The following is a 19698-nucleotide window of genomic DNA, read 5'->3' on the forward strand; positions in this document are numbered from 1 at the left end:
GGGGGTTGCCCCGTGAGCGCGACGGACCTTGCGTGGACGGTGAGCCGGGGGCTGGAGGCGCTCGACGTGGTGCTGTTTCGCCTGGGCGATGCGCGCATCACGCCGGGCCTGCTGCTCAAGCTGGTGCTGCTGCTGATCCTGGTGTTCTGGGCCGCGGGTGCGCTGCGGCGCTGGCTGTTGGGCGCGGGCCTGCGCCGCTTCGACATCGACACCGGCACGCGCCACGCGGTCGCGTCCACCGCGCGCTACCTGATGCTGGTGCTGGGCGTGCTGATGGTGCTGCAGAACGTGGGCATCAACCTCGCCGCGCTGAGCGTGGTGGCGGGCGCGGTGGGCGTGGGCGTGGGCTTCGGCCTGCAGAACGTGGTCAGCAACTTCATCAGCGGCCTGATCATCATGTTCGAGCGGCCCATCAAGGTGGGCGACCGCGTGGAAGTGGGGGGCATCGAGGGCGAGGTGCGCGAGATCAGCGCGCGGCGGACCACCGTGGTGAGCTCGGACAACGTGGCCATCCTCATCCCCAATCAGCGCTTCATCCTGGACAACGTGGTGAACCTGGCCTACCTGGACGCGCCGGTGCGCCTGCGCGTGGCGGCGGGCCTGGCGCCTGGCACGGATCCGACCCTGGTCGAGCGCGTGCTGCTGCAGACCGCGGGCGAACTGCCCGGCGTGCTGAGCGAACCGCCGCCCGCCGTGCTGATGAAGGCCCTGGGCGGCGCCGCCCAGCAGTTCGAGCTGGCGGTGTGGTTCGATCCCGCGCGCACGGCGCGCGACCAGCTCGCGAGCGCGCTCAATCTGGCAGTGGCGCGGCGGCTGGCCCAGGCCGGGGTGAAGCAGGCCTGAAGGAGGCGAAGGCACCGGCACGCGGCTTGCCCCCAGTGGACTTTGCAGGAGGCCTGACATGCCCGCACCCCCCGTCCCCCAAGGCCCCGCGTCCGCGCGGTCGAATGCCCCGTCGAACGAAACCACGCCCTCGAAAGAGACCGCGCCGTCGAACGAGACCGTGCCCGAGGCCGACAGCGCGCCGCGCGAGTCCGTCAACACGGGCCTGCCACCGCACGCGCCCGGTGCGAACGTCAAGCGCCGGCTCGGCCCGCTGGAGCTGCCCCATGAACGCGACGAAAGCCTGCACGCCACCGCATCGCAACCCGATCCGGTGATCGAGCAGGCCGCGCGCGACCTAGCCAAGGGACAGGTCGACACCGACCTGCGCACCACGCCCGGCCTGGACGCGCAGCGCCGCGAGCAACTGCTGCGCCGGCGCCGCTGAGACCTCGCACATGGGAACGGCGCTTGCCGTCTCCCATGCGCAGGCCGGCAGCAACGGCCGGCATGTCGCAAACCCGATCCATCGCATCAAGGAGCACGAGATGGCACAGCATGAACGGGGCCGCCGCCAGGGCGGCCAATATGGCGGCCAGTACGGCGGCCAGGGCCAGGGCCGCTCACCGCGGCAACAGCAGGAGGCTTATCAGCAGGGCGGCTGGGGCCAGTCCGACGAGCATCCCTACGGAGGCTACGGCGGTTATGGGCACCAGCAGGGCCAGTTCAGCCAGGCCGGTGGCCAGCAGGGCGGCTGGCAGGACGAGTCGCAGGGCTGGTCCGGTGGCGGCCGCTACCAGGACGAAGGCCGCTACGGCGGCGGGCAGGGCGGCTGGCGCCCGTCGCAAGGCCAGCGCGGCAGTGAGCCGGGCTTCCATGAAGGCATGGAGGACCCGGGCGAGCACGCGGCCTACGGCACGCGCCGCGGCTATGGTCCCAGCGGCTTCGGCCAGAGCGGATATGGCCAGCGCTACGGCGGCCAGGGTGGCTACGGCGGCCAAGGCAGCTTTGGCGGTCAGGGCGGCTTTGGCGGCAGCCAGAGCGGCTACGGTGGCTACGGCGGCGAGCAGGGCGGCTACGGCTATGGCAGTGCGCAGGGCCGCTTCGACGAGGACCCCTGGCGCCAGCAAGGACAAGGACAGGGGCAGGGACAGCGCCGCTACCAGAGCGATCCCGACTACTGGCAGTGGCGCGAGGAGCAGATGCGTGCGCTCGACGACGATTACCACAACTGGCGCCAGGAGCGCTACCAGACCTTCTCCGACGAGTTCTCGCAATGGCGCAACAAGCGCCAGTCCTCGCCGGGCGGCAGCAGCGCCAACGACACCTCGAACCGCTCCGCCGGTTCATCGAGCGACAGCTCGGCCAGCAGCAGCAGCAACCAGGGCTCCGGCACGTCGGGGTCGAGCGGCTCGCGCAGCCGCTGAACGCCCGCGCGGCGGGATTCACCCGCCGCGCCTGTCGGCCGGCCCTTGGGCCGGCCTTTTCGTGGGTGGTTCAGGCGCCGTGGCGGCGCCGCTTGTCCACCGGCTCGATGCGCAGCAACTGCCGGTACTTGGTGACGGTGCGCCGCGCCACCACCAGGCCCTGCGTGGCGAGCTGTCGCGTGATCTCGGCGTCCGACAGCGGGCGCGACGAACTCTCGGCCTGGATGATGTCGCCGATGAGTCCGCGGATCGCCGTGCCCGAGCAGGCGTTGCCCGCCGCGCTGACCATGGGCCGCGAGAAGAAGTACTTCAGCTCGAACACGCCCAGCGGCGTGGCCATGTGCTTGTTGTTCGTCACGCGCGAGACGGTGGACTCGTGCACGCCCACCTCCTCGGCGATCTCGCGCAGCACCAGCGGCTTCATGGCCATGGGGCCGAACTCCAGGAAGTGGCGCTGGCGGCGAACGATGGCCTGCGCCACGTCGAGGATGGTGGAGAAGCGCTGCTCCACGTTGCGCAGGGTCCAGCGCGCGTCCTGCAGTTGTTCGCTCAGCGCGCCGTTCTGGCGCGAGCGGTGGCGCTGGAACAGCTCGGCGTAGACCTGGTTCAGGCGCACGCGCGGCACCACGGCGGGGTTGAGCTGCACCGTCCACTGGCCGCGCTGGCGGCGCACGATCACGTCCGGCACGATGTAGTCGACGCGCGAATCGCCGACGCGCCAGCCGGGCCGTGGGTCCAGGTGGCGGATGCGGTCGACCACGGCCTCCACGCGGCGCACCGGCTCGCGCAGCGCGGCGGCCAGGCCCGGCACATCGCGCGCGGCCAGCGCGTCCAGGTGTTCACACACGATGCGCTCGGCCAACTCGCGGCAGGGGCCGTCTTCCATCTGCCGCACCTGCAGCAGCAGGCATTCGCCCACGCCGCGCGCGGCCACGCCGGCGGGCTCCAGCGACTGCACCAGCCGCAGGGCGATCAGCATGTCCGCCTCGGCGGCGGGCGGCGTGCAGGGCACCAGGTCGGCGATCTCCTGCAGCGGTGTGCGCAGGTAGCCGTCCTCGTCCAATGAATCGACCACCGCGCGCGCCAGGGCCAGGTCGCGCGGCGACAGCGCCATCACGTTGAGCTGGCCGTGCAGGTGCATGGCCAGCGTGGTCTCGCTGGCGGTGAGCTCCATGGCCGAGAGCTCGCCCTCGGTGGCGGCGCGGCGGCCGGCCGCGCCGTCCTGCATCCACATGTCGCGGTCGTCGCCGCCATCGCGGCGCACGCTGTCCCAGGGCTCGCCCATCGCGTCGGCGCGCCCCTCGGGGTCCGCGCCGTCCACCGCGCCATCGGCGTCGTTCAATCGCGGCCCGCCCTCGGCCTCGTCTTCGCCTTCCAGGAAGGGGTTGTCGCCCAGCTTCTGGCGCACCAGGGCCGCGAAGTCCAGCGAGGACATCTGCAGCAGTTGCACCGCGCGCTGCAGGCGCGGTGACAGCGTCTGTGCCTGTGTTTGCGATGGTCTGAGATCGTTGCGCAGCGCCAGTCCCATGAAAACTCCTCTGGTGGTGTGGAGGCGCCGCCCATCGGCGCCCGGAGCGGGATCTCTGCAAAGCCCGTGCCGGTGGTGCCCGACAGGCGGTCGATCGGCCCGCAGCCCGCGCCGTTATTGGCCCTGCGGGCGGTGCGGCCGATCACCTCCAGTCCGCGCACGCGGGGTGATGGGAAGAATCTGCCGCACCGGGCGCGCGAATTGCCGCAAATGCTGCCGCGACCCCTTCACTTCGGCTCGCAGCGGCTCAGTCGGGCGCTTCGTCCTGCAGCCACTCCGCGCGCCACTGGGCCAGCTCGGCCGCCAGTGGCGGCAAGTCGTCTTCGGGCAGGCGCGGCCACACGTGGCGCTGCTGCCAGTGCGCGTGCGTGCGCAGGGCCTGCGCCAGCGCGCGCACCTCGCGTTGCGTGTGGGCGTTGTCCGTCGCGCGCGCGGCCACGTGCTCCACGCGCGCCTGCAGGTCGGCGATCTGCGATTGCGTCTCGTCGCGCAAGGCGGGCTCTGGCAGGCGCGGCAGCACACGCTCTTGCTCGAACTGCGCGAGGGCCTGCACACGGCCGCCGATGCGCCCCAGGCGCGCGCCGAGGTCGGTGGGGCCGGTGCCGTCGGCCGCGAGCCGTTCGTATTCGGTGAACAGGCGCACGAGCTTGTCGAATTCCTGTTCCAGTGGCAGCAAGGGGGCCGGGGTGGTGGTCGCGTCCATGACCAGCGCGGGCAAACGGCGGGCCCGCGTGCGGGCGTGGGCGCGCCGTTTGCCGTCGGCTATCACAAGAGCAAGAGCTTTCGTGTTCCGCCAATGGCCCTGCGTGTCCGCCTGATTCTGTTGGTCCTTGCTGCGCTGCTGCCCGTGCTCGGGGCGGCGGCCTGGGTCGTTTTCCGTTCCGCGCAGTCAGGCCAGATCGCGCTGGACCGCCAGGCGGCAGAGGACACGCGCACCCTGACGCTGGCGATCGATCGCGAGTTCACCAAGTACCACGCCATCGCCCGCACCCTGGCGGCCTCACCGCTGCTGGACCAGGCGCCGCGCCTGAGCGAACAGCAGCGCGCCGCCTTCGACCGGGGCGCGCGCCGCGCCATCGAAGGCTCACCGGTGTCGGTGGAGTTGTTCAGCGAGGCGGTGCTCTGGATCGACACCCGCTTGCCCGCGAGCGCGCCGCCGAGCCGCCACGCGTCGGGCACGCGGGTGCTGGCCGGCGCGCCGGGGGTGCGCGCACTCGGCGCCAGTGGCGGCGTGGCCGTGGTGCAGCCGGTGTTCCGCCAGGGCCAAGGCGTGGCGATGAACCTGCACGTGGTGATCCCCCTGGCCGAGCTGCATCGGCTGCTGGACCGGCGCCCCCTGCAGGCGGGCTGGGGCGTGCTGCTGCTCGATTCGCGCGGCCAGGTGGTGGCGCGCCGCCCGGCAGCGGCCAGCGCGGCGTCGGCTGGCTCGCTGGACGCGCTCATCCGCGAGAGCCTGGCGGGCCGCGGCGAGGGCCGCTTCGCGCTGCGCGCGCGGGACGGTGAGCCGCTGCGCGTGTACTTCAGCCGCGCGTCCCAGGGCTGGACGGCCCTCACCACCGTGCCGCGCGCGCCATGGGCCCCGGGCTTCTTCAGCGGCCCTGGCGGGCTGCTGCTGGCCGCGCTGGCGCTGCTGGCCCTGGCGGTGGCCGGCGCCTGGAGGGTGGCGCGCGGCGAGTTGCGTCGCCAGGTGGCCGAGGCGGTGGAGCGCACCCGACAGGCCGAGCAGTGGGCCGCCAGCCGCGAGCGCGTGGAAGCGCTGGGGCGGCTCACCGGGCGCGTGGCGCACGAGTTCAACAACCTGCTGGGCGTGATCAGCAACAGCGCCCACCTGATCCAGCGCGAGGCCACGCAGCCCGCGCTGGCCATGCCGGTGGCCGCCACGCTGCGCGCGGTGGAGGCCGCGAGCCGGCTCACACAGCAACTGCTGCGCTTCGGCGGGCGCCAGCCGGCGCGGCCGCGCACGATCGCGCTCAGCGAATGGCTGCCCGAGCGGCGCGAGACGCTGGGCGTGGTGCTGGGCCGGCGCGTCGATCTGCGCATCGACGTGCGCGACGAGGGGCTTCACGTCCACGTCGACCCGGACGAGTTGGAGCTCGCGCTCATCAATCTGGCGCTGAACGCGCGCGACGCGCTGCCCGATGGCGGGCGCGTGCGCATCGGCGCCGGGCGCGCCAGCGCCGCGGAGGCGGTGGGTCTGCCCGACGGCGACTACCTGAGCATCACCCTGAGCGACAACGGCGCCGGCATGGACGCCGCCCAGGGCCAGCGCGTGTTCGAGCCCTTCTTCACCACCAAGGACCCCAACCCGGGCGCCGGCTTCGGCCTGAGTCAGGTGCACGGCCTGTGTGCGCAGGCCGGCGGCAAGGCCCTGCTGCAGAGCCAGCCGGGGCGGGGCACGACGGTCTCGCTGGTGTTGCCGGTGGTGCAAGCCGAGGCGCGCGAGGCCCGGGCGCCGGCCGGCGCGGGGGCGACGCCCCTGCGCGCGCGCGTGCTGCTGGCCGAGGACAACGACGCCCTCGGCGACGTGACGGCGGCGCTGATCGAAAGCATGGGCGCGCGCGTGGAGCGCGCCGGGCACGCCGCGCAGGCCCTGGCGCGGCTGGAGCATGGCCCCGCGGTGGACGTGCTGTTGACCGACGTGGCCATGCCCGGCGGGATCGACGGTGTGGAGCTCGCGCGCACCGTGCGCCGGCGCTGGCCCGGGGTGCACGTGGTGCTGATCAGCGCGCATGGCGAGGCGCTCGCCGGGGCGCTGGACAGCTTCCCCGTGCTGCGCAAGCCCTGCACGCCGGAGGTGTTGTTGGCGGCACTGCGGCGGCAGGCGCCGGCCGGCGGCTAGGGCCGATGCCGCGCCGGGGCGGGCACGCCACGTGCCCGGTGGATGGGTCGCGCACCGCGCCTGCGCGCGTGACCTTGTTCAACCCAACCGAGGACACATCAACATGGACCAGAAATCCCTGATCAATTGCCTGAACGACCTGATCGAAACCTGCAAGGACGGCGAGTTCGGCTTCCGCAGCACGGGCGAGCACCTGCACACCGCCGAGCTGCAGCGCCTGTTCCTGGCGCGCGCCGAGGAGTGCCGCCAGGCGGCCTCCGAGCTGCAGGCGCTGGTGCTGCAACTGGGCGGCAACGCGCAGGAACACGGCTCCGTGGCCGGTGCCGCGCACCGCGGCTGGGTCGCGGTCAAGGGCACGCTCGCCGGCTACAGCGACGTCGCCATGCTCGAAGAGGCCGAGCGCGGCGAGGACGTCGCCATCGAGCGCTACCGCGACGCGCTGTCCAAGGACCTGCCGCCGGACGTGCGCGTGGTGGTGGAGCGCCAGTACGAAGGCGCCAAGCGCAACCACGCGCAGGTGAGGGCGCTGCGCGACCAGGCCCGCGCCACGGCGGAATAAACCGGCTGGCCGCACCGGCGCCGCACAGGCGCCGGTGCCTGCGGCCGGCCGGGCCGAACAGGCGCCTGGGCGCCTGTTCGCGCGCTCATCGCGCGGTGCCGCGGCGCACCAGGTTGACGATGGCCAGCAGGATCACGGCCCCCACCAGCGAGACCAGCAAAGAGGCGAGGCTGAAGACGCCTTCATTGATCGTGGGCACGCCCAGCAGCGGCGAGATGAACCAGCCCGCGAGCACCGCGCCCACGATGCCGACCACGATGTTGAGCAGCACACCCTGCTGCGCGTCGGTGCGCATGAGCAGGCTGGCGATCCAGCCCAGCACGCCGCCGACGACAAGCCAGACGATGAAGTTCATGAAGGTTCTCCGGGGGTTGATGGGGATGTGTCCACGGCAATCCGCATGCCCCTGTGGAGCGCGCGGCCCGGGTACATGCCTTGCCTGCCATGGGCGGGAAGTTCTCGGGCCGAAGGGTCAAGCCTTCCCTCAACACCACAAAGGAGTCAGACATGAACAAGCGACTTTCCCGTACCCACACCCTCATGGCAGCCACCGCACTGATGGCCACTGGCCTGGTGATGGCACAAACCCCGCCGTCCGGCGGGACCGGCGCCCCGATGCCGCCGGCTCAGCAAACCACGCCACCGGGCACCCCCGCACCCGCCACGCCACCGGGATCGACCGGCTCGCCGGGCACCACGCAATCACCTTCCACCGCCACCCAGGGGGGCACCGGCACCACGCCGGGCAGCACCACCGACATGAACCAGGGCCAGCGCGCGGCGCGCGCCGACCGCGGCTGAAGACCGCGCCTCAGCGCGGGGGAGGCGGGGCCGCTTCCCCCTGCGAGGGCTTGAAGCGGGGGAAGGCCTCGCTCAGGCTGAGCCGCTCGGGCAGCACATAGGCCAGGCCCCGGCCACGGGCGAAGCGCGGGTGCAGCTCGCGGTCGTAGAAGGTGGCGGGCACGTTCACGCAGCCATACGAGATGCGGTTGTCGGCGGCCGTCGGCGTGGCCAGCCGCTCGAGCCGCCGTTCACCGGCGTGCGCGCTGCGCACGCGGTGCATGGACACGGCGGCGTCGTAGTCGATCCAGAGGATGTCCTCGCCCTTGAGGTTTTCGCCGGGCTCCAGCGGGAAGCGGCCCGCGGGCGTGGTGCGTTCGTGCGACGCGATGCGCGAGAGCGGGCGCGTGCCGATGTCGGGCGCGGAGGTGTCGCCCTCGGCGGCGCCGAGCAGCACGGCGGTGTCGGCCATCAGGCGGTGCCGGCCATCGAACACCCACAGGCGGGCCGCGCGCTTGTCGAGGATGACGAAGGGCAGGCCCTGGTTGTCCGCGCCCATCGAGATCCAGTGCAGCAGGTCTTGCGCGGGCGCGCTCAGCGCCGGTGCGGCGGTCGTGGCGCTGGCGCTCAGGGCGCTCAGGCCCAGGGCGACTGCGATGGCGGTTCGATGAATGGCAGATGAAAAGCTCATGGTGGCTCCGCAGAAGGCATTGTCCCTCGGGAGAGCGCCTTGGCAAGGCCCGTGCCGTGCGGGTCCGCCAGCCGCCGCGGCGAACCGCTTCGGCATGCGGTTTGCCATGCGGCTGCGCCATTCAGCAGGAGCCATGCAATGAACCAAACACCGCTCAGGGTATTGATGATCAGCGAGCACGCCTCGCCCTTGGCCTTGTCCGGCGGCGTGGACGCTGGTGGACAGAACGTCTACGTCGACAGCGTCGCGCGCGAACTCGTGCGCGCCGGGCACACGGTGGACGTGCTCACGCGCCGCGACGACACCGCCTTGCCCGCCGTGGTGGAGCCTGTGCCGCGCCTGCGCGTGCACCACCTCACGGCGGGGCCACCGCGCCCCGTGCCCAAGGAGGCCCTGCTGCCCTACATGCCGGCGTTCACGCTCGCCGCGCGCCAGCGCCTGCGGGGGGCGTCGCCGTTCGACGCGATCCACGCCAACTTCTTCATGTCGGGCCTGGTGGGGCTGAGCCTGCGCCGCCCCTTGCACACACCGCTGGTGACGACCTTCCACGCCCTGGGCCTGGTGCGGCGCGCGCACCAGGGGTCGGCCGACGCTTTCCCCGAGTCGCGCATTGCGATCGAGCGCGATCTGGTGCGCTTCTCCGATCGCGTGGTGGCCGAATGCCCGCAGGAGCGGCGCGACCTGATCGAGGCGTATGGCGCCGAGGCGCGTCGCATCGCGCTCGTGCCCTGTGGCGTGGACCTCGATCTGTTCCGGCCTGGCGACCGGCGCGCCGCGCGCGCGCGCCTGGGCCTGCCCGAGGACGAGTTCATCGTGCTGCAACTGGGGCGGCTGGTGCCGCGCAAGGGCGTGGACAACGTGGTGCGCGCCATGGCCCTGCTGCCACCCGAGTGGCCTGCGCGGCTGGTGGTGGTGGGCGGCGACGCCGACGCGCCGAGTGAAGTCCTCACGCCCGAGATCGGCCGCCTGCGCCGCCTGGCCGCCGAGTGCGGCGTGGGCGCGCGCGTGCAGTTCGCGGGCCGCCACGGCCGCGAGGCCTTGCGCGACTGGTATGTGGCCGCCGACGTGTTCGTCACCACGCCCTGGTACGAGCCCTTCGGCATCACGCCGCTGGAGGCCATGGCCTGTGGCACGCCGGTGATCGGCAGCGCCGTGGGCGGCATCCAGTACACGGTGCGCGACGGCGTCACGGGCTTCCTGGTGCCGCCGCGCGACCCGGCAGCGCTCGCGCAGCGGCTGATCGAACTGCACCGGCGCCCCGCGCTGGGCCGCGCGCTCGGCGCGGCCGGCGTGGCGCGCGTGCGCGGCCACTTCACCTGGGAGCGGGTGGCGCACGAGCTGGCCAGCGTCTACCGCGGGCTGCACGCGCCCCTGCGCGCGCCGCGCGGCGTGAGCCGGCCCGTGGCCGGTGCCGAAGACCTTGCGGCGGTGGTGTCATGAGCGCCGCCGGGGCGTTCCCAAGGCGCTCAGCCCCGCAGTGCGCAGCACGGAGGGTAGCTCCAGTGAGCGCCGCCGGGCCGTTCCCAAGGCGCTCAGCCCCGCAGTGCGCAGCACGGAGGGTAGCTCAGTGAGCCATGCAGCCGTCTTCGTCGACAAGGACGGCACGCTGGTGACCAACGTGCCCTACAACGTCGATCCCGCGCAACTGCGCTTCGAGCCCGGTGCGCTGGCGGCGTTGGCCCGGCTGGTGTCGGTCGGCCTGGAGATCGTGATCATCAGCAACCAGAGCGGCCTGGGGCGCGGCCTGTTCACCTGGCCGCAGTTCCTGGACCTGCGCCAGGCCTTGGAGCGCCGACTGCGCGACGAAGCGGGCGTGGCGCTGCGTGGCTTCTACATCTGCCCGCACGCGCCCGACGCGCAGGGCCAAGCCACCTGCGACTGCCGCAAGCCGGCGCCCACGCTGCTGCTGCGGGCGGCGCAGCGCCTCGACCTGGATCTCTCGCGCTCCTGGATGGTGGGCGACACGCTGGACGACGTGGAGGCCGGGCGGCGCGCGGGCTGCCGCACCATCCTGTACGACTCGGGCGGCGAGACGCTCTGGCGCGACGCGCCCGAACGCCGGCCGCACGCGCGCCGAACGCACTGGAGCGAGGTGGCGGCGACCATCCTGGCCGATGCCTGGCGGGAACGCCCCTCGGCCGGCCACACCAGGGCTCCGAGGCCAGCGGCATGGCAGCGCGCGGGCTGAACGAATGCCCCCACCGGGGCACGGCGCGCCTGGCGGCGGTGGCGCCTGGCCTGTGCACGGTGCGCGCGCACGGTGCCTTGTGCCACTCGCCGCGCCTGTCGGTGGTGGTGCCCACCTACCGGCGCCTGCCGCTGCTGCAGCGCTGCCTGCGCGCGCTGCTGGCGCAAAGCGTCGGCCACGCCGCCTTCGAGGTGCTGGTGGTCGACGATGGCCACTGCGAGCGCACGCGCGAGTGGGTCGAAGCCGAGGCCCGTCGCCACGCGGCGGGCTTCCTGCGCTACCTGCGCCCCGACGCCGGCCGCGGCCCCGCCGTGGCGCGCAACCATGGCTGGCGCCACGCGCGCGCGCAGCTCATCGCCTTCACCGACGACGACACCGTGCCCGATCCGCACTGGCTGCGCGAAGGCGAGCGCGCCATGGCCTCGGGCGACTGGGCCGCCGTGGCCGGACGGGTGGTGGTGCCGCGCCCCGAGGACGCGGGCCCGCGGCCCACCGACCATGAGCGCATGACGCGCGGCCTCGAAGCGGCGGAGTTCGTGACGGCCAATGCCTTCGTCTGCAAATGGGCGCTGTGCGTGGTGCAGGGCTTCGACGAGCGCTTCCGGCGCGCCTGGCGCGAGGACAGCGACCTGCAATTCCGTCTGGAAGAACTGGCCGGGCCGATCGGCCGCGCGCCCGACGCGGTGGTGGAACACCCCGTGCGGCCCGAGCGCTGGGGCGTGTCGCTGCGCCAGCAGAAGAACGTGTTCTACGACGCGCTGCTCTACGCCAAGCACCCGCAGCGCTACCGCGGCGAACTGCGCCGCCGGCCGCCCTTCGACTACTACGCCATCGTGGCGCTGGCCCTGGCCGCGCTGGGGTTCGCCTGGCACGGCCTGCTGGCGCTGGCGGTGGCCAGCGCCCTGGGCATGCTGGGCCTGCAGATCGGGCTGGCCGTGCGCCGCCTGCGCGGCGGCTCGCGCGCGCCGGGACACGTGGCCGAGATGTTCGCCACCTCGGCGCTGATCCCTTTCCTGTCGGTGTTCTGGCGCTTGCGCGGCGCCCGGCACTTTCGCGTCTGGTTCTGGTGATGGCCGCGCCCAAACGCATCGCCGTCTTTCGCGCGCTCATGCTCGGGGACCTGCTGTGCGCCACGCCCGCGCTGCGCGCCTTGCGCGCGGCCTGGCCGCACGCGCGCATCACGCTGGTGGGTCTGCCCTGGGCGCGCGAACTGGCGCAACGCCTGCGCAGCGTGGACGACTTCGAGTGCTTTCCGGGCTGGCCAGGCCTGTCCGAGCAGGCACCACCCGGCCAGGAGGCCATGCACGCCTTCCTGCGGCGCCTGAGCGCGCGCCACTTCGACCTGGCGATCCAGTTGCACGGCAGCGGCGCGGTCAGCAACCCGCTGGTGGCGCGCTTTGGCGCGCGCCGGCTGGCGGGCTTCGCGGGCCCGGGCGCCTGGTGCCCCGACGCCGACGCCGAACGCTTCCTGCCCTGGCCCGCGCAGGGTCAGGAGATCGAGCGCCTGCTGGCGCTCACCGATCACCTGGGCCTGCCGCGGCGCGGCGAGGCGATGGATTTCCCGTTGCGGCCCGAGGACCACCTCGGCGCCCGCGCCTGGCTGCCGGCGGGCGAGGCCTACGCCGTGGTGCACCCGGGCGCGCGCTGGTCCTCGCGGCGCTGGCCGGCCGAGCGCTTCGCCGAGGTGGGCGACGCCCTGTCGCGCCGGGGCCTGCGGGTGGTGCTCACCGGCAGCACCGAGGAGCGCGAGCTGGGCTCGGCCGTGGCCGCGGCCATGGCCTGCGCGCCGCTGGACCTGACGGGCCGAACGGACCTCTGGACCCTGGGCGCGCTGGTGGCCTCGGCCCGGCTGGTGGTGAGCAACGACACGGGCCTGTCGCACGTGGCCGCGGCCCTGGAGACACCCAGCGTGGTGGTGTCCTGCGGCAGCGACGTGGCCCGCTGGGCGCCGCTGGCCCACGAGCGCCACCAGGTGCTCTGGCACGACCTGCCTTGCCGGCCCTGCGAGCACCGCGATTGCCCGGTGGGGCATGGCTGCGCGCTCGCGCTGGACACCGAGGCGGTGGTGCACGCCGCGCTTGGCCGACTGGAGGCACCCCGCGATGCCGCTCTGGCCGCCTGAGCCCCCGCGCCCGCCGGGCCGGCGCCTGCGCATCCTCACCTGGCACGTGCACGGCAACTACCTCTACAACCTCACGCAGGTGCCGCACGACTTCTGGCTGCTGACGGACGAGGCGCGTTCGGTGCACCGCACGGGCCGCGCGGGCTCGCTGCCCTGGGGCGACAACGTGCACGAGGCGCCGGCCGAGCGCCTGGCGTCGCTCGAGTTCGACGTCGTGCTGTACCAGTCGCGCCAGGCCTGGGAGACGGACCGCGAGCGCTACCTGAGCGAGGCCCAGCGGCGGCTGCCGCGCATCGTGCTCGAACACGATCCGCCGCAGTTGCACCCCACCGACACGCCGCACTGGTGCGACGACCCCGGCGCGCTGCTGGTGCACGTGACGCCCTTCAACGCGCTGATGTGGGACAACGGCCGCGTGCCCGTGCGCGTGGTGGAACACGGTGTGCGGCCGCTGGCCGAGGTGGACTGGACGGGCCACCTGGCGCGCGGCCTGGTGGTGGTGAACCACATCGAGCGGCGCGGGCGCCGGCTCGGCCTGGACCTGTGGCGCCAGTTCGCCGCGCAGGTGCCGCTGACGCTGGTGGGCATGGGCAGCGAGTCGGTGGGCGGGCAGGGCGAGGTCGCGCAGCACGCGCTGCCGGCGCTGATGGCGGCGCACCGCTTCTACTGCCACCCGGTGCGCTACACCAGTCTGGGGTTGGCGGCCATCGAGGCCATGCTGGCCGGCCTGCCGGTGGTGGGCCTGGCCACCACCGAACTCGTCACGGTGATCCGCAACGGGCAGAACGGCTACATCGACACCGACCCGCGGCGCCTGGTGCCGGTGATGCGCGCGCTGAGCGAGGACCGGGGCCTGGCCCGGCAATGGGGCCAGGCCGCGCGGCGCACGGCGCTGGAGCGCTTCTCCATCGGGCGCTTCGTGGACGACTGGCTGGCGGTGCTGCGGGAAGTGGCGGCCTAGGGCGGGGGGCGTGCGCTCAATGCCGCGCCGAGGGCTCGCCCGCGTATTCCTTGAGCCGGTTGTAGAGCGTCTTCAGGCTGATGCCCAACACGGCGGCCGTGCGCTCCTTCTGCTGCTGGCACTGCTGCAGCGTGGCCTGGATGAGCAGGCGCTCGGCCTGCGCCATCGACACGCCCACGGGCAGCGTGATGGCGGGCACGCCGTCGGGAACGGGCGTGGCCGGTGCCGCCGCACGCGCGGCCGGTCCGGGCAGGGCGGGGGGACGGGCCGGCTCCAGTGCCGCCATCGGCACCGCGCCGGCGTCGGGCGCCGGCAGCCACTGCGCGTCGATGGACTCGCCATCGGCCATCACGTAGGCGCGGTGCACGGCGTTGCGCAGCTCGCGCACGTTGCCGGGCCAGGGGTAGGTCACCAGGCGGCGCAGCGCCGATTCGTCGAAGCGGCGCGCCGTGCCCTCGCGGCGCGAGATGTCCTCGAGGAAGTGCCGCGCGAGCAGGGGCACGTCGTCCAGGCGATCGCGCAGCGGCGGCAGCTCGATGGGGAAGACGTTCAGGCGGTACAGCAGGTCCTCTCGCAGCTTGCCCTGGGCCACGGCCTCGTGCGGCGCGCGGTTGGTGGCGGCGATGATGCGCACGTCGGTCTGGATGCTCTGCGTGGAGCCCACGCGCATGAAGCGCCCGGTTTCGAGCACGCGCAGCAGCTTGACCTGCAGGTCCGGCGGCATCTCGGTGATCTCGTCGAGGAAGAGGGTGCCCCCGCAGGCGCGTTCAAAGAAGCCCAGGTGCTGGCGGTCGGCGCCGGTGAAGCTGCCCTTTTCGTGGCCGAAGATCTCGCTTTCCATGAGGTTGGGCGAGATGGCGCCGCAGTTCACCGCGAGGAAGGGGCCCGACTGGCGGCGGCTGAAGGCGTGCACCGTCTGCGCGACCACCTCCTTGCCGGTGCCGCTTTCGCCGGTGATGAAGACCGTGACCGAGGTTGGCGCGACGCGGTGGATCTGCTCGTAGACGCGGCGCATGGCGGGGGTCTGGCCCCACAGCAGGCCAAAGCGGCCCCCTTCGGCGGTGGGGTCGCGCGGCGTGGGCGCCGCCGGCGCGGCCTCGTTCGCCGGCCGGGCGCTGCAGCGCGTGAGCACGCGCTGCAACTGCTTCATGGCGATGGGCTTGACCAGGTAGTCGGCCGCGCCGCGGCGCATGGCTTCGATGGAGGTGTCCAGGCTGGCATGGCCCGTGACGAGCACGATGTCGGAGTCGTTGACGAGCTGAGGGTCGGAGAACAGGTCCAGGCCGTTGCCATCGGGCAGTTGCAGGTCGAGCAGCACCAGATCCGGCGGCTGCAGGGCGATCTGACGGCGTGCGTCGCGCAAGGTGTGGGCCACGGCCACCGAAAAACGGTCGGCGCGGACGAGTTCGCGCAGGGTGGTGGCGGAGTCGGTGTCGTCGTCGACGATCAGCACGTGATTCATTCGATGCATATTCCCTGTTGAACGTGGCTGTCACGAGAACGGACTGGGCATCATGGGCGCCCTGCGGTGCCCTGTCTGTTTCGAGATGTACATGAGAGCGGGCGCGCAGGTCTCAGGACCCGCGCAACTCGCTTGCCGACACGACGGCCGTGCCGAACTTGCCCACCGCCAGGCCCGCGGCGCGGTTGGCCTGGCGCACCGCTTCCTCGATGGGCTGGCCGCTGGCCAGGAAGGCCGCGAGCGCGGCCAGCGCGGTGTCGCCCGCGCCGCTGACGTCGTAGACCTCGCGCGCCTCGGTGGCAATGTGCCGCGGGGGCAGGTCCTCGCTGAACAGCGACATGCCGCGCTCGCCGCGCGTCACCAGCAGGTGGCGCAGCCGCAGCCGCGCGCGCAGGGCGGCCATGGTCTCGGCGAAGCCCTGTTCGTCGGCCCAGGGACCGGCCAGGGCGCGGGCTTCGGCCTCGTTGGGCTTGAGCAGCCAGGCGCCATGGTAGCGCTCCACGTCGCTGCCCTTGGGGTCGACGAGCGCGCGGCAGCCCTGCGCGCGGGCCTCCTGCAACAGCTCGTCGCAGTGGCGCAGCGCGCCCTTGCCGTAGTCGCTGAACACCACCCAGGGGTGCGCCGGCAGCAGGGCCTGCGCCAGGGTGCACAGGGCACGCGTGGCATCGGGTGGCGGCGCATCCTCGATGTCGATGCGCAGCAGTTGCTGGCGCCGGCAGACGGTGCGGATCTTCTGCGTGGTGGCGGCCTGTGCGCACAGCACGGCCCGCAGGCGCACGCCGCCGTGTTCGATGAGTTCGCGCAGTTGCTGGGCCGCCTCGTCCTGGCCCATCAGGGTGGCCAGCGTCACGTGGCCGTCGAGGGCCGCCAGGTTGAGGGCCACGTTGGCCGCGCCGCCCGCGCGCTGGTGCTCGCGCCCGAACCGAAGCACCGGCACCGGTGCCTCGGGCGAGATGCGTTCGACGCTGCCCTCCCAGTATCGGTCGAGCATGCTGTCGCCGACAACGAGGACGGGATCGGGGGACATGGTGCGGACCTGTGGCAAGCCCGGTGCCCGCGCCGGGCCGCCGAGGGCCCGGCCGCGTGGCGGGGCGGTGCAGGCCTTGCGGCACGGATTGCCACGGACCGCACGCACCGGGCGCGCGCATCGCCGGCTTCACGGCGTGGCGGTGGTGGCCGCGGCGGGCGCCTTCACCCGGTGGTCGAGCAGGTGGCTGAGTTGCAGCGGGCTCACGGGTTTGGTGAGGTGCAGGTCAAAGCCCGCCTCGAGCGCGAGTTCGCGGTCGTGCAACTGGCTCCAGCCCGTCACCGCCACCAGCAGCGTGGCCTCGCCGCCGGGCGTGCGCCGGATCTCGCGCGCGACCTGGTAGCCGGTGCGCCCGGGCATGCCGATGTCGAGCAGGCAGACGTCGGGGCGTTCCTGGCGCCACAGGCTCAGGGCTTCGTTGCCGTCGTAGGCCATGCGCAGCTCGTGGCCGTCGGCCTCCAGCAGGGCGGCCAGGGTGTCGGAGGCGTCGCGGTTGTCGTCGGCGATGAGCACGCGCAGGCGCCGCCGCTCGCGCACCACGGGCGCGTCGCCGTCGGCCAGAGCCGGCAGCAAGGCCTGGGCCGCCGGCAGGCGGATGGTGAAGACACTGCCGTGGCCGGTGCCTTCGCTGCTGCCCGTGAGCGTGCCGCCGTGCAACTCCACCAGTCCCTTGGACAAGGCCAGGCCGATGCCCAGGCCACCGCCGTTGCGCTCGCTCATGGGGCGCAACTGCGCGAACATGCGGAAGGCCTCGGGCATGGACTCGGGCGGGATGCCGATGCCGTTGTCCTGCACCTCGATGACGATGGCGTCGCCGCGCCGGCCGGCCCGCAGTTCGATGGTGCCGCCGGGGTCGGTGTACTTGGCGGCGTTGGTGAGCAGGTTGCCCACCACCTGCGCCAGGCGCAGTGGGTCGGCGTCGAACACGATGGGCTCTTCGTCGATGGCCGTGAGCAACTGGTGGCCCTTGGCGTCGATCAGTGGGTGCGCCGTTTCCAGGGCCGAGGTGAGCACGCTGCTCAGGTCCGTGGGCGAGCGGCGCAGCGCCAGCGCGCCGCGCGTGATGCGCGAGATGTCGAGCAGGTCGTCCAGCAGCAGGGCCATGTGCGAGACCTGGCGGTCGATGACTTCGCAGCTCCAGCGCTTTTGTTCGTCGCTGGTGTGCGGCGACATGGCCAGCAGCGTGGCCTGGCGAATGGGCGCGAGCGGGTTGCGCAGTTCGTGCGCGAGCGTGGCGAGGAACTCGTCCTTGCGGCGGCCGCTCTCGCGCAGCAGCTGTTCGTTGCGCATGCGCTCGGAGATGTCGGTGAACCACACGCCCAGGCCGTCGGGAATGGGCGAGGCGATGCAGTGCAGCCAGCGCGGCTCGGCCCCCTCGTTGTCGACGGCGTCGAACTCGCAGGTGCTGGCCGATTCGATGGCGGTGACGCAGTAGCTGAACGCGGGGTGGCCCATCCAGCGGCAGACGGGGTTTTGCAGCACGCGCTGGCCCACCACCGCGTCGGCACCGCAGCCCAGCGCTTCGGCCGCCGCGCGGTTGAGGTAGACCCACTCGAAGTCGACGATGCGATGGGCCTGGCGCACCGGCCGCAGGATGACGAAGGGCGCGCCGGAGGCCGCGAGCACGGCCTCGAAGCGCCCCTGGGTGACGAGCAGTTCGTCGCGCGTGCTGGCGCGCTCGGCGAACACGGCGGCCTTGCGGGCACAGATGTCGGCCAGGCGGCGTTCGCGCTCGGTCGGCTCGCGCGGCTCGTCCAGGTACACGGTGATCGCGCCCAGCACCTGCCCGTGCGAATTGAGCAGCGGTGTGCCATGGACCGCGCGGATCGCCTGGGTCTCGAAGAAATCGCGGCAGGCCTGGAAGGTTTCGCTGGTGCGGGTGTCTTCCACCACCACGCGCGCGTGCTGGCGGCAGGCTTCGGCGCAGGGGCCGGTGCCCACGCGTTCGGCCATGGCCAGGGCTGCGGCGTCGAAGCCCAGGCTGGCCTCGATGCGCAGCCCGCCGGTGCCGGGTTCGCACAGCGAGACCAAGCCGCGGCGCGCGCCGTGGAAATGGGCCAGGGTGCCCAGGATCATGCTCAGCTGGCGCACGAGCTGCGGCGTCTCCAGCAAGTGCGTGCTCAACTCGTGCAGGTGGTTCAGGTCGTCGACCTGCTGGCTGAGCTGACCGCGCGTGGCCTCGAGCTGGGCGTCGATCCGCTTGCGCTCGGTGACGTCCACGCAGGCGCCGCGCAGGCGCACCGCGCGTTGGCCTCGCCACACGACGTGCACGCGAAGCAGCAGTTGCCGCGGCTGCGGGTGGGCGTCGTCGGTCGAGGGCACGCTCAATTCGCGTTCGTAGTAGGTGGTGCCCTGTTTCAGGCGGCGAGCGATCTGCTCGCGGCTGTCGGCCAGCAACTGGGCGGGGATGTGCGCCGTCCAGGTGGACAGGGGCACGGCCTCGTCCGTCACGGGCGCGCCGGCCAGCCGGGCCAGCACGGGCGAGGCGCGCACGGTGTGGCCGACGAGGTCGATGTCGAACACGCCGATGCCCGTGCCTTCGATGGCCATGCTGAGCCGGTCCTCCGCCGCGGCCGCGCGGGCGCGCGAGTTGCGCAGCGAGGCGCCCAGGGCGATCAGCAGCGTGCCCAGCATCAGGTACAACGCCAGGCGCATCGGGTCGGCGCTGCTGGGGCTGGCCCAGGCGCTGAATTCGTGCAGCGGCCAGCCGGTGCCGATGGCGCCGGCCAGCAGCAACAGCACGCCCGGCCCGGGGCCCAGCGCGGCGGCGGCCACGGCCGCGGCCGGCAGGTAGAACACGAACGGGCGCAGTGCCCCCACCGATGGCCACAGCAACCAGTGAAGCGCCCCGGCCGCCACCGCGATCAGCAGGGCGATGGCATAACGTTGCGTGGTCGACATTTCCTTACCGTACCGCCATTGGCTCATGGTGTCCGTTTCCAGAAGAAAACCGGGGCGCCGGCCATCGTGGCCGGCGCGCTGACGGGGAACGTTCGGGTGGGCGGCTGGCTCCACGCCTCAGAACGCACGCGATCGACATGAAACCCTCGGCCCCACCCCTGTGGCAACGCACCCTGCGCAAGATGACCGGGCTGTTGGCGCGGCCGCGGCGCGGGGCAGGTGCCCCGGCCGCCGCGCCGCGCGACGAGAGCGACTGGGCGGCCCGCTCCGCGGTGGGCGAGGAAGACCCGGGCGCCAGCGTGGACCTGCTGGACACCCTGCCGCCTGTCCCGGGCGGCGTCAAGGGGGATGGCCCCCCGAGATCCTGAGCCCGGCGCTGCCGGGCGGGCCC

19 protein-coding genes are annotated in these 19698 nt (G+C 73.0%); 12 read left to right on the forward strand and 7 right to left on the reverse strand.

What is annotated here, in order from left to right; genetic code table 11:
- Positions 1 to 12 precede the first annotated feature (12 nt).
- The 3 genes from VLG41_RS19795 to VLG41_RS19805 all read left to right on the forward strand — a co-directional run bounded on the left by VLG41_RS19795 (position 13) and on the right by VLG41_RS19805 (position 2249).
- Positions 13 to 843 carry a mechanosensitive ion channel family protein gene (locus VLG41_RS19795; protein ID WP_325351102.1) on the forward strand — a complete coding sequence of 277 codons (831 nt, stop codon included), beginning with the start codon at positions 13 to 15 and terminating at the stop codon, positions 841 to 843.
- A 58-nt stretch (positions 844 to 901) separates the two neighbouring features.
- On the forward strand, positions 902 to 1270 hold the full coding sequence (locus VLG41_RS19800; RefSeq protein WP_325351103.1) for a hypothetical protein: 369 nt from the start codon (positions 902 to 904) through the stop codon (positions 1268 to 1270).
- Positions 1271 to 1370: 100 nt separating this feature from the next.
- Positions 1371 to 2249, forward strand: a complete 879-nt coding sequence (locus VLG41_RS19805; protein WP_325351104.1) for a hypothetical protein — start codon at positions 1371 to 1373, stop codon at positions 2247 to 2249.
- A gap of 70 nt (positions 2250 to 2319) precedes the next feature.
- On the opposite strand, the gene rpoN is transcribed toward VLG41_RS19805, so the two are convergent.
- Both rpoN and VLG41_RS19815 read right to left on the reverse strand, forming a co-directional pair.
- Entirely contained in the window at positions 2320 to 3777 is a 1458-nt protein-coding gene (gene rpoN / locus VLG41_RS19810; RefSeq protein ID WP_325351105.1) for an RNA polymerase factor sigma-54, read from the reverse strand.
- Positions 3778 to 4024: 247 nt separating this feature from the next.
- On the reverse strand, positions 4025 to 4480 hold the full coding sequence (locus tag VLG41_RS19815) for a hypothetical protein (RefSeq protein WP_325351106.1): 456 nt from the start codon (positions 4478 to 4480) through the stop codon (positions 4025 to 4027).
- A 93-nt stretch (positions 4481 to 4573) separates the two neighbouring features.
- On the opposite strand from VLG41_RS19815, the gene VLG41_RS19820 reads away from it, so the two are divergent.
- On the forward strand, positions 4574 to 6616 hold the full coding sequence (locus VLG41_RS19820; RefSeq protein ID WP_325351107.1) for an ATP-binding protein: 2043 nt from the start codon (positions 4574 to 4576) through the stop codon (positions 6614 to 6616).
- 103 nt (positions 6617 to 6719) lie between these two features.
- Complete coding sequence (locus VLG41_RS19825) at positions 6720 to 7175, forward strand: PA2169 family four-helix-bundle protein (protein ID WP_325351108.1); 456 nt, start codon at positions 6720 to 6722, stop codon at positions 7173 to 7175.
- Positions 7176 to 7260: 85 nt separating this feature from the next.
- On the opposite strand, the gene VLG41_RS19830 is transcribed toward VLG41_RS19825, so the two are convergent.
- Complete coding sequence (locus VLG41_RS19830) at positions 7261 to 7530, reverse strand: GlsB/YeaQ/YmgE family stress response membrane protein (RefSeq protein ID WP_325351109.1); 270 nt, start codon at positions 7528 to 7530, stop codon at positions 7261 to 7263.
- Positions 7531 to 7682: 152 nt separating this feature from the next.
- Here VLG41_RS19830 and VLG41_RS19835 point away from each other — a divergent pair, with 152 nt between their 5' ends.
- A complete protein-coding gene (locus tag VLG41_RS19835) occupies positions 7683 to 7976 on the forward strand; it encodes a hypothetical protein (protein ID WP_325351110.1) in 294 nt (97 codons plus the stop codon).
- A gap of 10 nt (positions 7977 to 7986) precedes the next feature.
- On the opposite strand, the gene VLG41_RS19840 is transcribed toward VLG41_RS19835, so the two are convergent.
- Positions 7987 to 8646: a L,D-transpeptidase gene (locus VLG41_RS19840; RefSeq protein ID WP_325351111.1), complete on the reverse strand. Its 660-nt coding sequence runs from the start codon at positions 8644 to 8646 to the stop codon at positions 7987 to 7989.
- A 138-nt stretch (positions 8647 to 8784) separates the two neighbouring features.
- On the opposite strand from VLG41_RS19840, the gene VLG41_RS19845 reads away from it, so the two are divergent.
- The 5 genes from VLG41_RS19845 (at position 8785) to VLG41_RS19865 (ending at position 13917) form a co-directional block, all read left to right on the forward strand.
- Positions 8785 to 10086: a glycosyltransferase gene (locus VLG41_RS19845; RefSeq protein WP_325351112.1), complete on the forward strand. Its 1302-nt coding sequence runs from the start codon at positions 8785 to 8787 to the stop codon at positions 10084 to 10086.
- Between the two features lie 127 nt (positions 10087 to 10213).
- Positions 10214 to 10834, forward strand: a complete 621-nt coding sequence (locus VLG41_RS19850) for an HAD family hydrolase (protein ID WP_325351113.1) — start codon at positions 10214 to 10216, stop codon at positions 10832 to 10834.
- Positions 10816 to 11904 carry a glycosyltransferase family 2 protein gene (locus tag VLG41_RS19855; protein ID WP_325351114.1) on the forward strand — a complete coding sequence of 363 codons (1089 nt, stop codon included), beginning with the start codon at positions 10816 to 10818 and terminating at the stop codon, positions 11902 to 11904. The genes VLG41_RS19850 and VLG41_RS19855 overlap by 19 nt, the downstream gene beginning before the upstream one ends.
- A complete protein-coding gene (locus VLG41_RS19860) occupies positions 11904 to 12956 on the forward strand; it encodes a glycosyltransferase family 9 protein (protein ID WP_325351115.1) in 1053 nt (350 codons plus the stop codon). The genes VLG41_RS19855 and VLG41_RS19860 overlap by 1 nt, the downstream gene beginning before the upstream one ends.
- On the forward strand, positions 12937 to 13917 hold the full coding sequence (locus VLG41_RS19865; protein WP_325351116.1) for a glycosyltransferase family 4 protein: 981 nt from the start codon (positions 12937 to 12939) through the stop codon (positions 13915 to 13917). Before VLG41_RS19860 ends, VLG41_RS19865 begins: the two co-directional genes overlap by 20 nt.
- A 16-nt stretch (positions 13918 to 13933) precedes the next feature.
- Here VLG41_RS19865 and VLG41_RS19870 read toward each other — a convergent pair whose 3' ends face one another.
- From VLG41_RS19870 to VLG41_RS19880, 3 genes are all read right to left on the reverse strand, one after another.
- Entirely contained in the window at positions 13934 to 15379 is a 1446-nt protein-coding gene (locus tag VLG41_RS19870) for a sigma-54 dependent transcriptional regulator (protein ID WP_325351117.1), read from the reverse strand.
- A gap of 112 nt (positions 15380 to 15491) precedes the next feature.
- Entirely contained in the window at positions 15492 to 16406 is a 915-nt protein-coding gene (locus tag VLG41_RS19875; RefSeq protein ID WP_325351118.1) for a bifunctional heptose 7-phosphate kinase/heptose 1-phosphate adenyltransferase, read from the reverse strand.
- Between the two features lie 129 nt (positions 16407 to 16535).
- Positions 16536 to 19334, reverse strand: a complete 2799-nt coding sequence (locus VLG41_RS19880) for an ATP-binding protein (protein WP_325351119.1) — start codon at positions 19332 to 19334, stop codon at positions 16536 to 16538.
- A gap of 110 nt (positions 19335 to 19444) precedes the next feature.
- Between VLG41_RS19880 and VLG41_RS19885 the strand changes: the two genes are divergently transcribed.
- Positions 19445 to 19675, forward strand: a complete 231-nt coding sequence (locus tag VLG41_RS19885; RefSeq protein ID WP_325351120.1) for a hypothetical protein — start codon at positions 19445 to 19447, stop codon at positions 19673 to 19675.
- The last annotated feature ends 23 nt before the right edge of the window (positions 19676 to 19698 follow it).

The organism is Hydrogenophaga sp., assembly GCF_035481345.1.
GTDB lineage: Bacteria > Pseudomonadota > Gammaproteobacteria > Burkholderiales > Burkholderiaceae_C > Hydrogenophaga.

Bases quoted from the DNA above. Each gene is read 5' to 3' on its own strand.
- VLG41_RS19800 (WP_325351103.1), top strand. From the start codon at position 902: ATGCCCGCACCCCCCGTCCCCCAAGGCCCCGCGTCCGCGCGGTCGAAT.
- VLG41_RS19805 (WP_325351104.1), top strand. From the start codon at position 1,371: ATGGCACAGCATGAACGGGGCCGCCGCCAGGGCGGCCAATATGGCGGC.
- rpoN (WP_325351105.1), bottom strand. From the start codon at position 3,777: ATGGGACTGGCGCTGCGCAACGATCTCAGACCATCGCAAACACAGGCA.
- VLG41_RS19815 (WP_325351106.1), bottom strand. From the start codon at position 4,480: ATGGACGCGACCACCACCCCGGCCCCCTTGCTGCCACTGGAACAGGAA.
- VLG41_RS19820 (WP_325351107.1), top strand. From the start codon at position 4,574: ATGGCCCTGCGTGTCCGCCTGATTCTGTTGGTCCTTGCTGCGCTGCTG.
- VLG41_RS19825 (WP_325351108.1), top strand. From the start codon at position 6,720: ATGGACCAGAAATCCCTGATCAATTGCCTGAACGACCTGATCGAAACC.
- VLG41_RS19830 (WP_325351109.1), bottom strand. From the start codon at position 7,530: ATGAACTTCATCGTCTGGCTTGTCGTCGGCGGCGTGCTGGGCTGGATC.
- VLG41_RS19835 (WP_325351110.1), top strand. From the start codon at position 7,683: ATGAACAAGCGACTTTCCCGTACCCACACCCTCATGGCAGCCACCGCA.
- VLG41_RS19840 (WP_325351111.1), bottom strand. From the start codon at position 8,646: ATGAGCTTTTCATCTGCCATTCATCGAACCGCCATCGCAGTCGCCCTG.
- VLG41_RS19845 (WP_325351112.1), top strand. From the start codon at position 8,785: ATGAACCAAACACCGCTCAGGGTATTGATGATCAGCGAGCACGCCTCG.
- VLG41_RS19855 (WP_325351114.1), top strand. From the start codon at position 10,816: ATGGCAGCGCGCGGGCTGAACGAATGCCCCCACCGGGGCACGGCGCGC.
- VLG41_RS19860 (WP_325351115.1), top strand. From the start codon at position 11,904: ATGGCCGCGCCCAAACGCATCGCCGTCTTTCGCGCGCTCATGCTCGGG.
- VLG41_RS19865 (WP_325351116.1), top strand. From the start codon at position 12,937: ATGCCGCTCTGGCCGCCTGAGCCCCCGCGCCCGCCGGGCCGGCGCCTG.
- VLG41_RS19870 (WP_325351117.1), bottom strand. From the start codon at position 15,379: ATGAATCACGTGCTGATCGTCGACGACGACACCGACTCCGCCACCACC.
- VLG41_RS19875 (WP_325351118.1), bottom strand. From the start codon at position 16,406: ATGTCCCCCGATCCCGTCCTCGTTGTCGGCGACAGCATGCTCGACCGA.
- VLG41_RS19880 (WP_325351119.1), bottom strand. From the start codon at position 19,334: ATGAGCCAATGGCGGTACGGTAAGGAAATGTCGACCACGCAACGTTAT.
- VLG41_RS19885 (WP_325351120.1), top strand. From the start codon at position 19,445: ATGAAACCCTCGGCCCCACCCCTGTGGCAACGCACCCTGCGCAAGATG.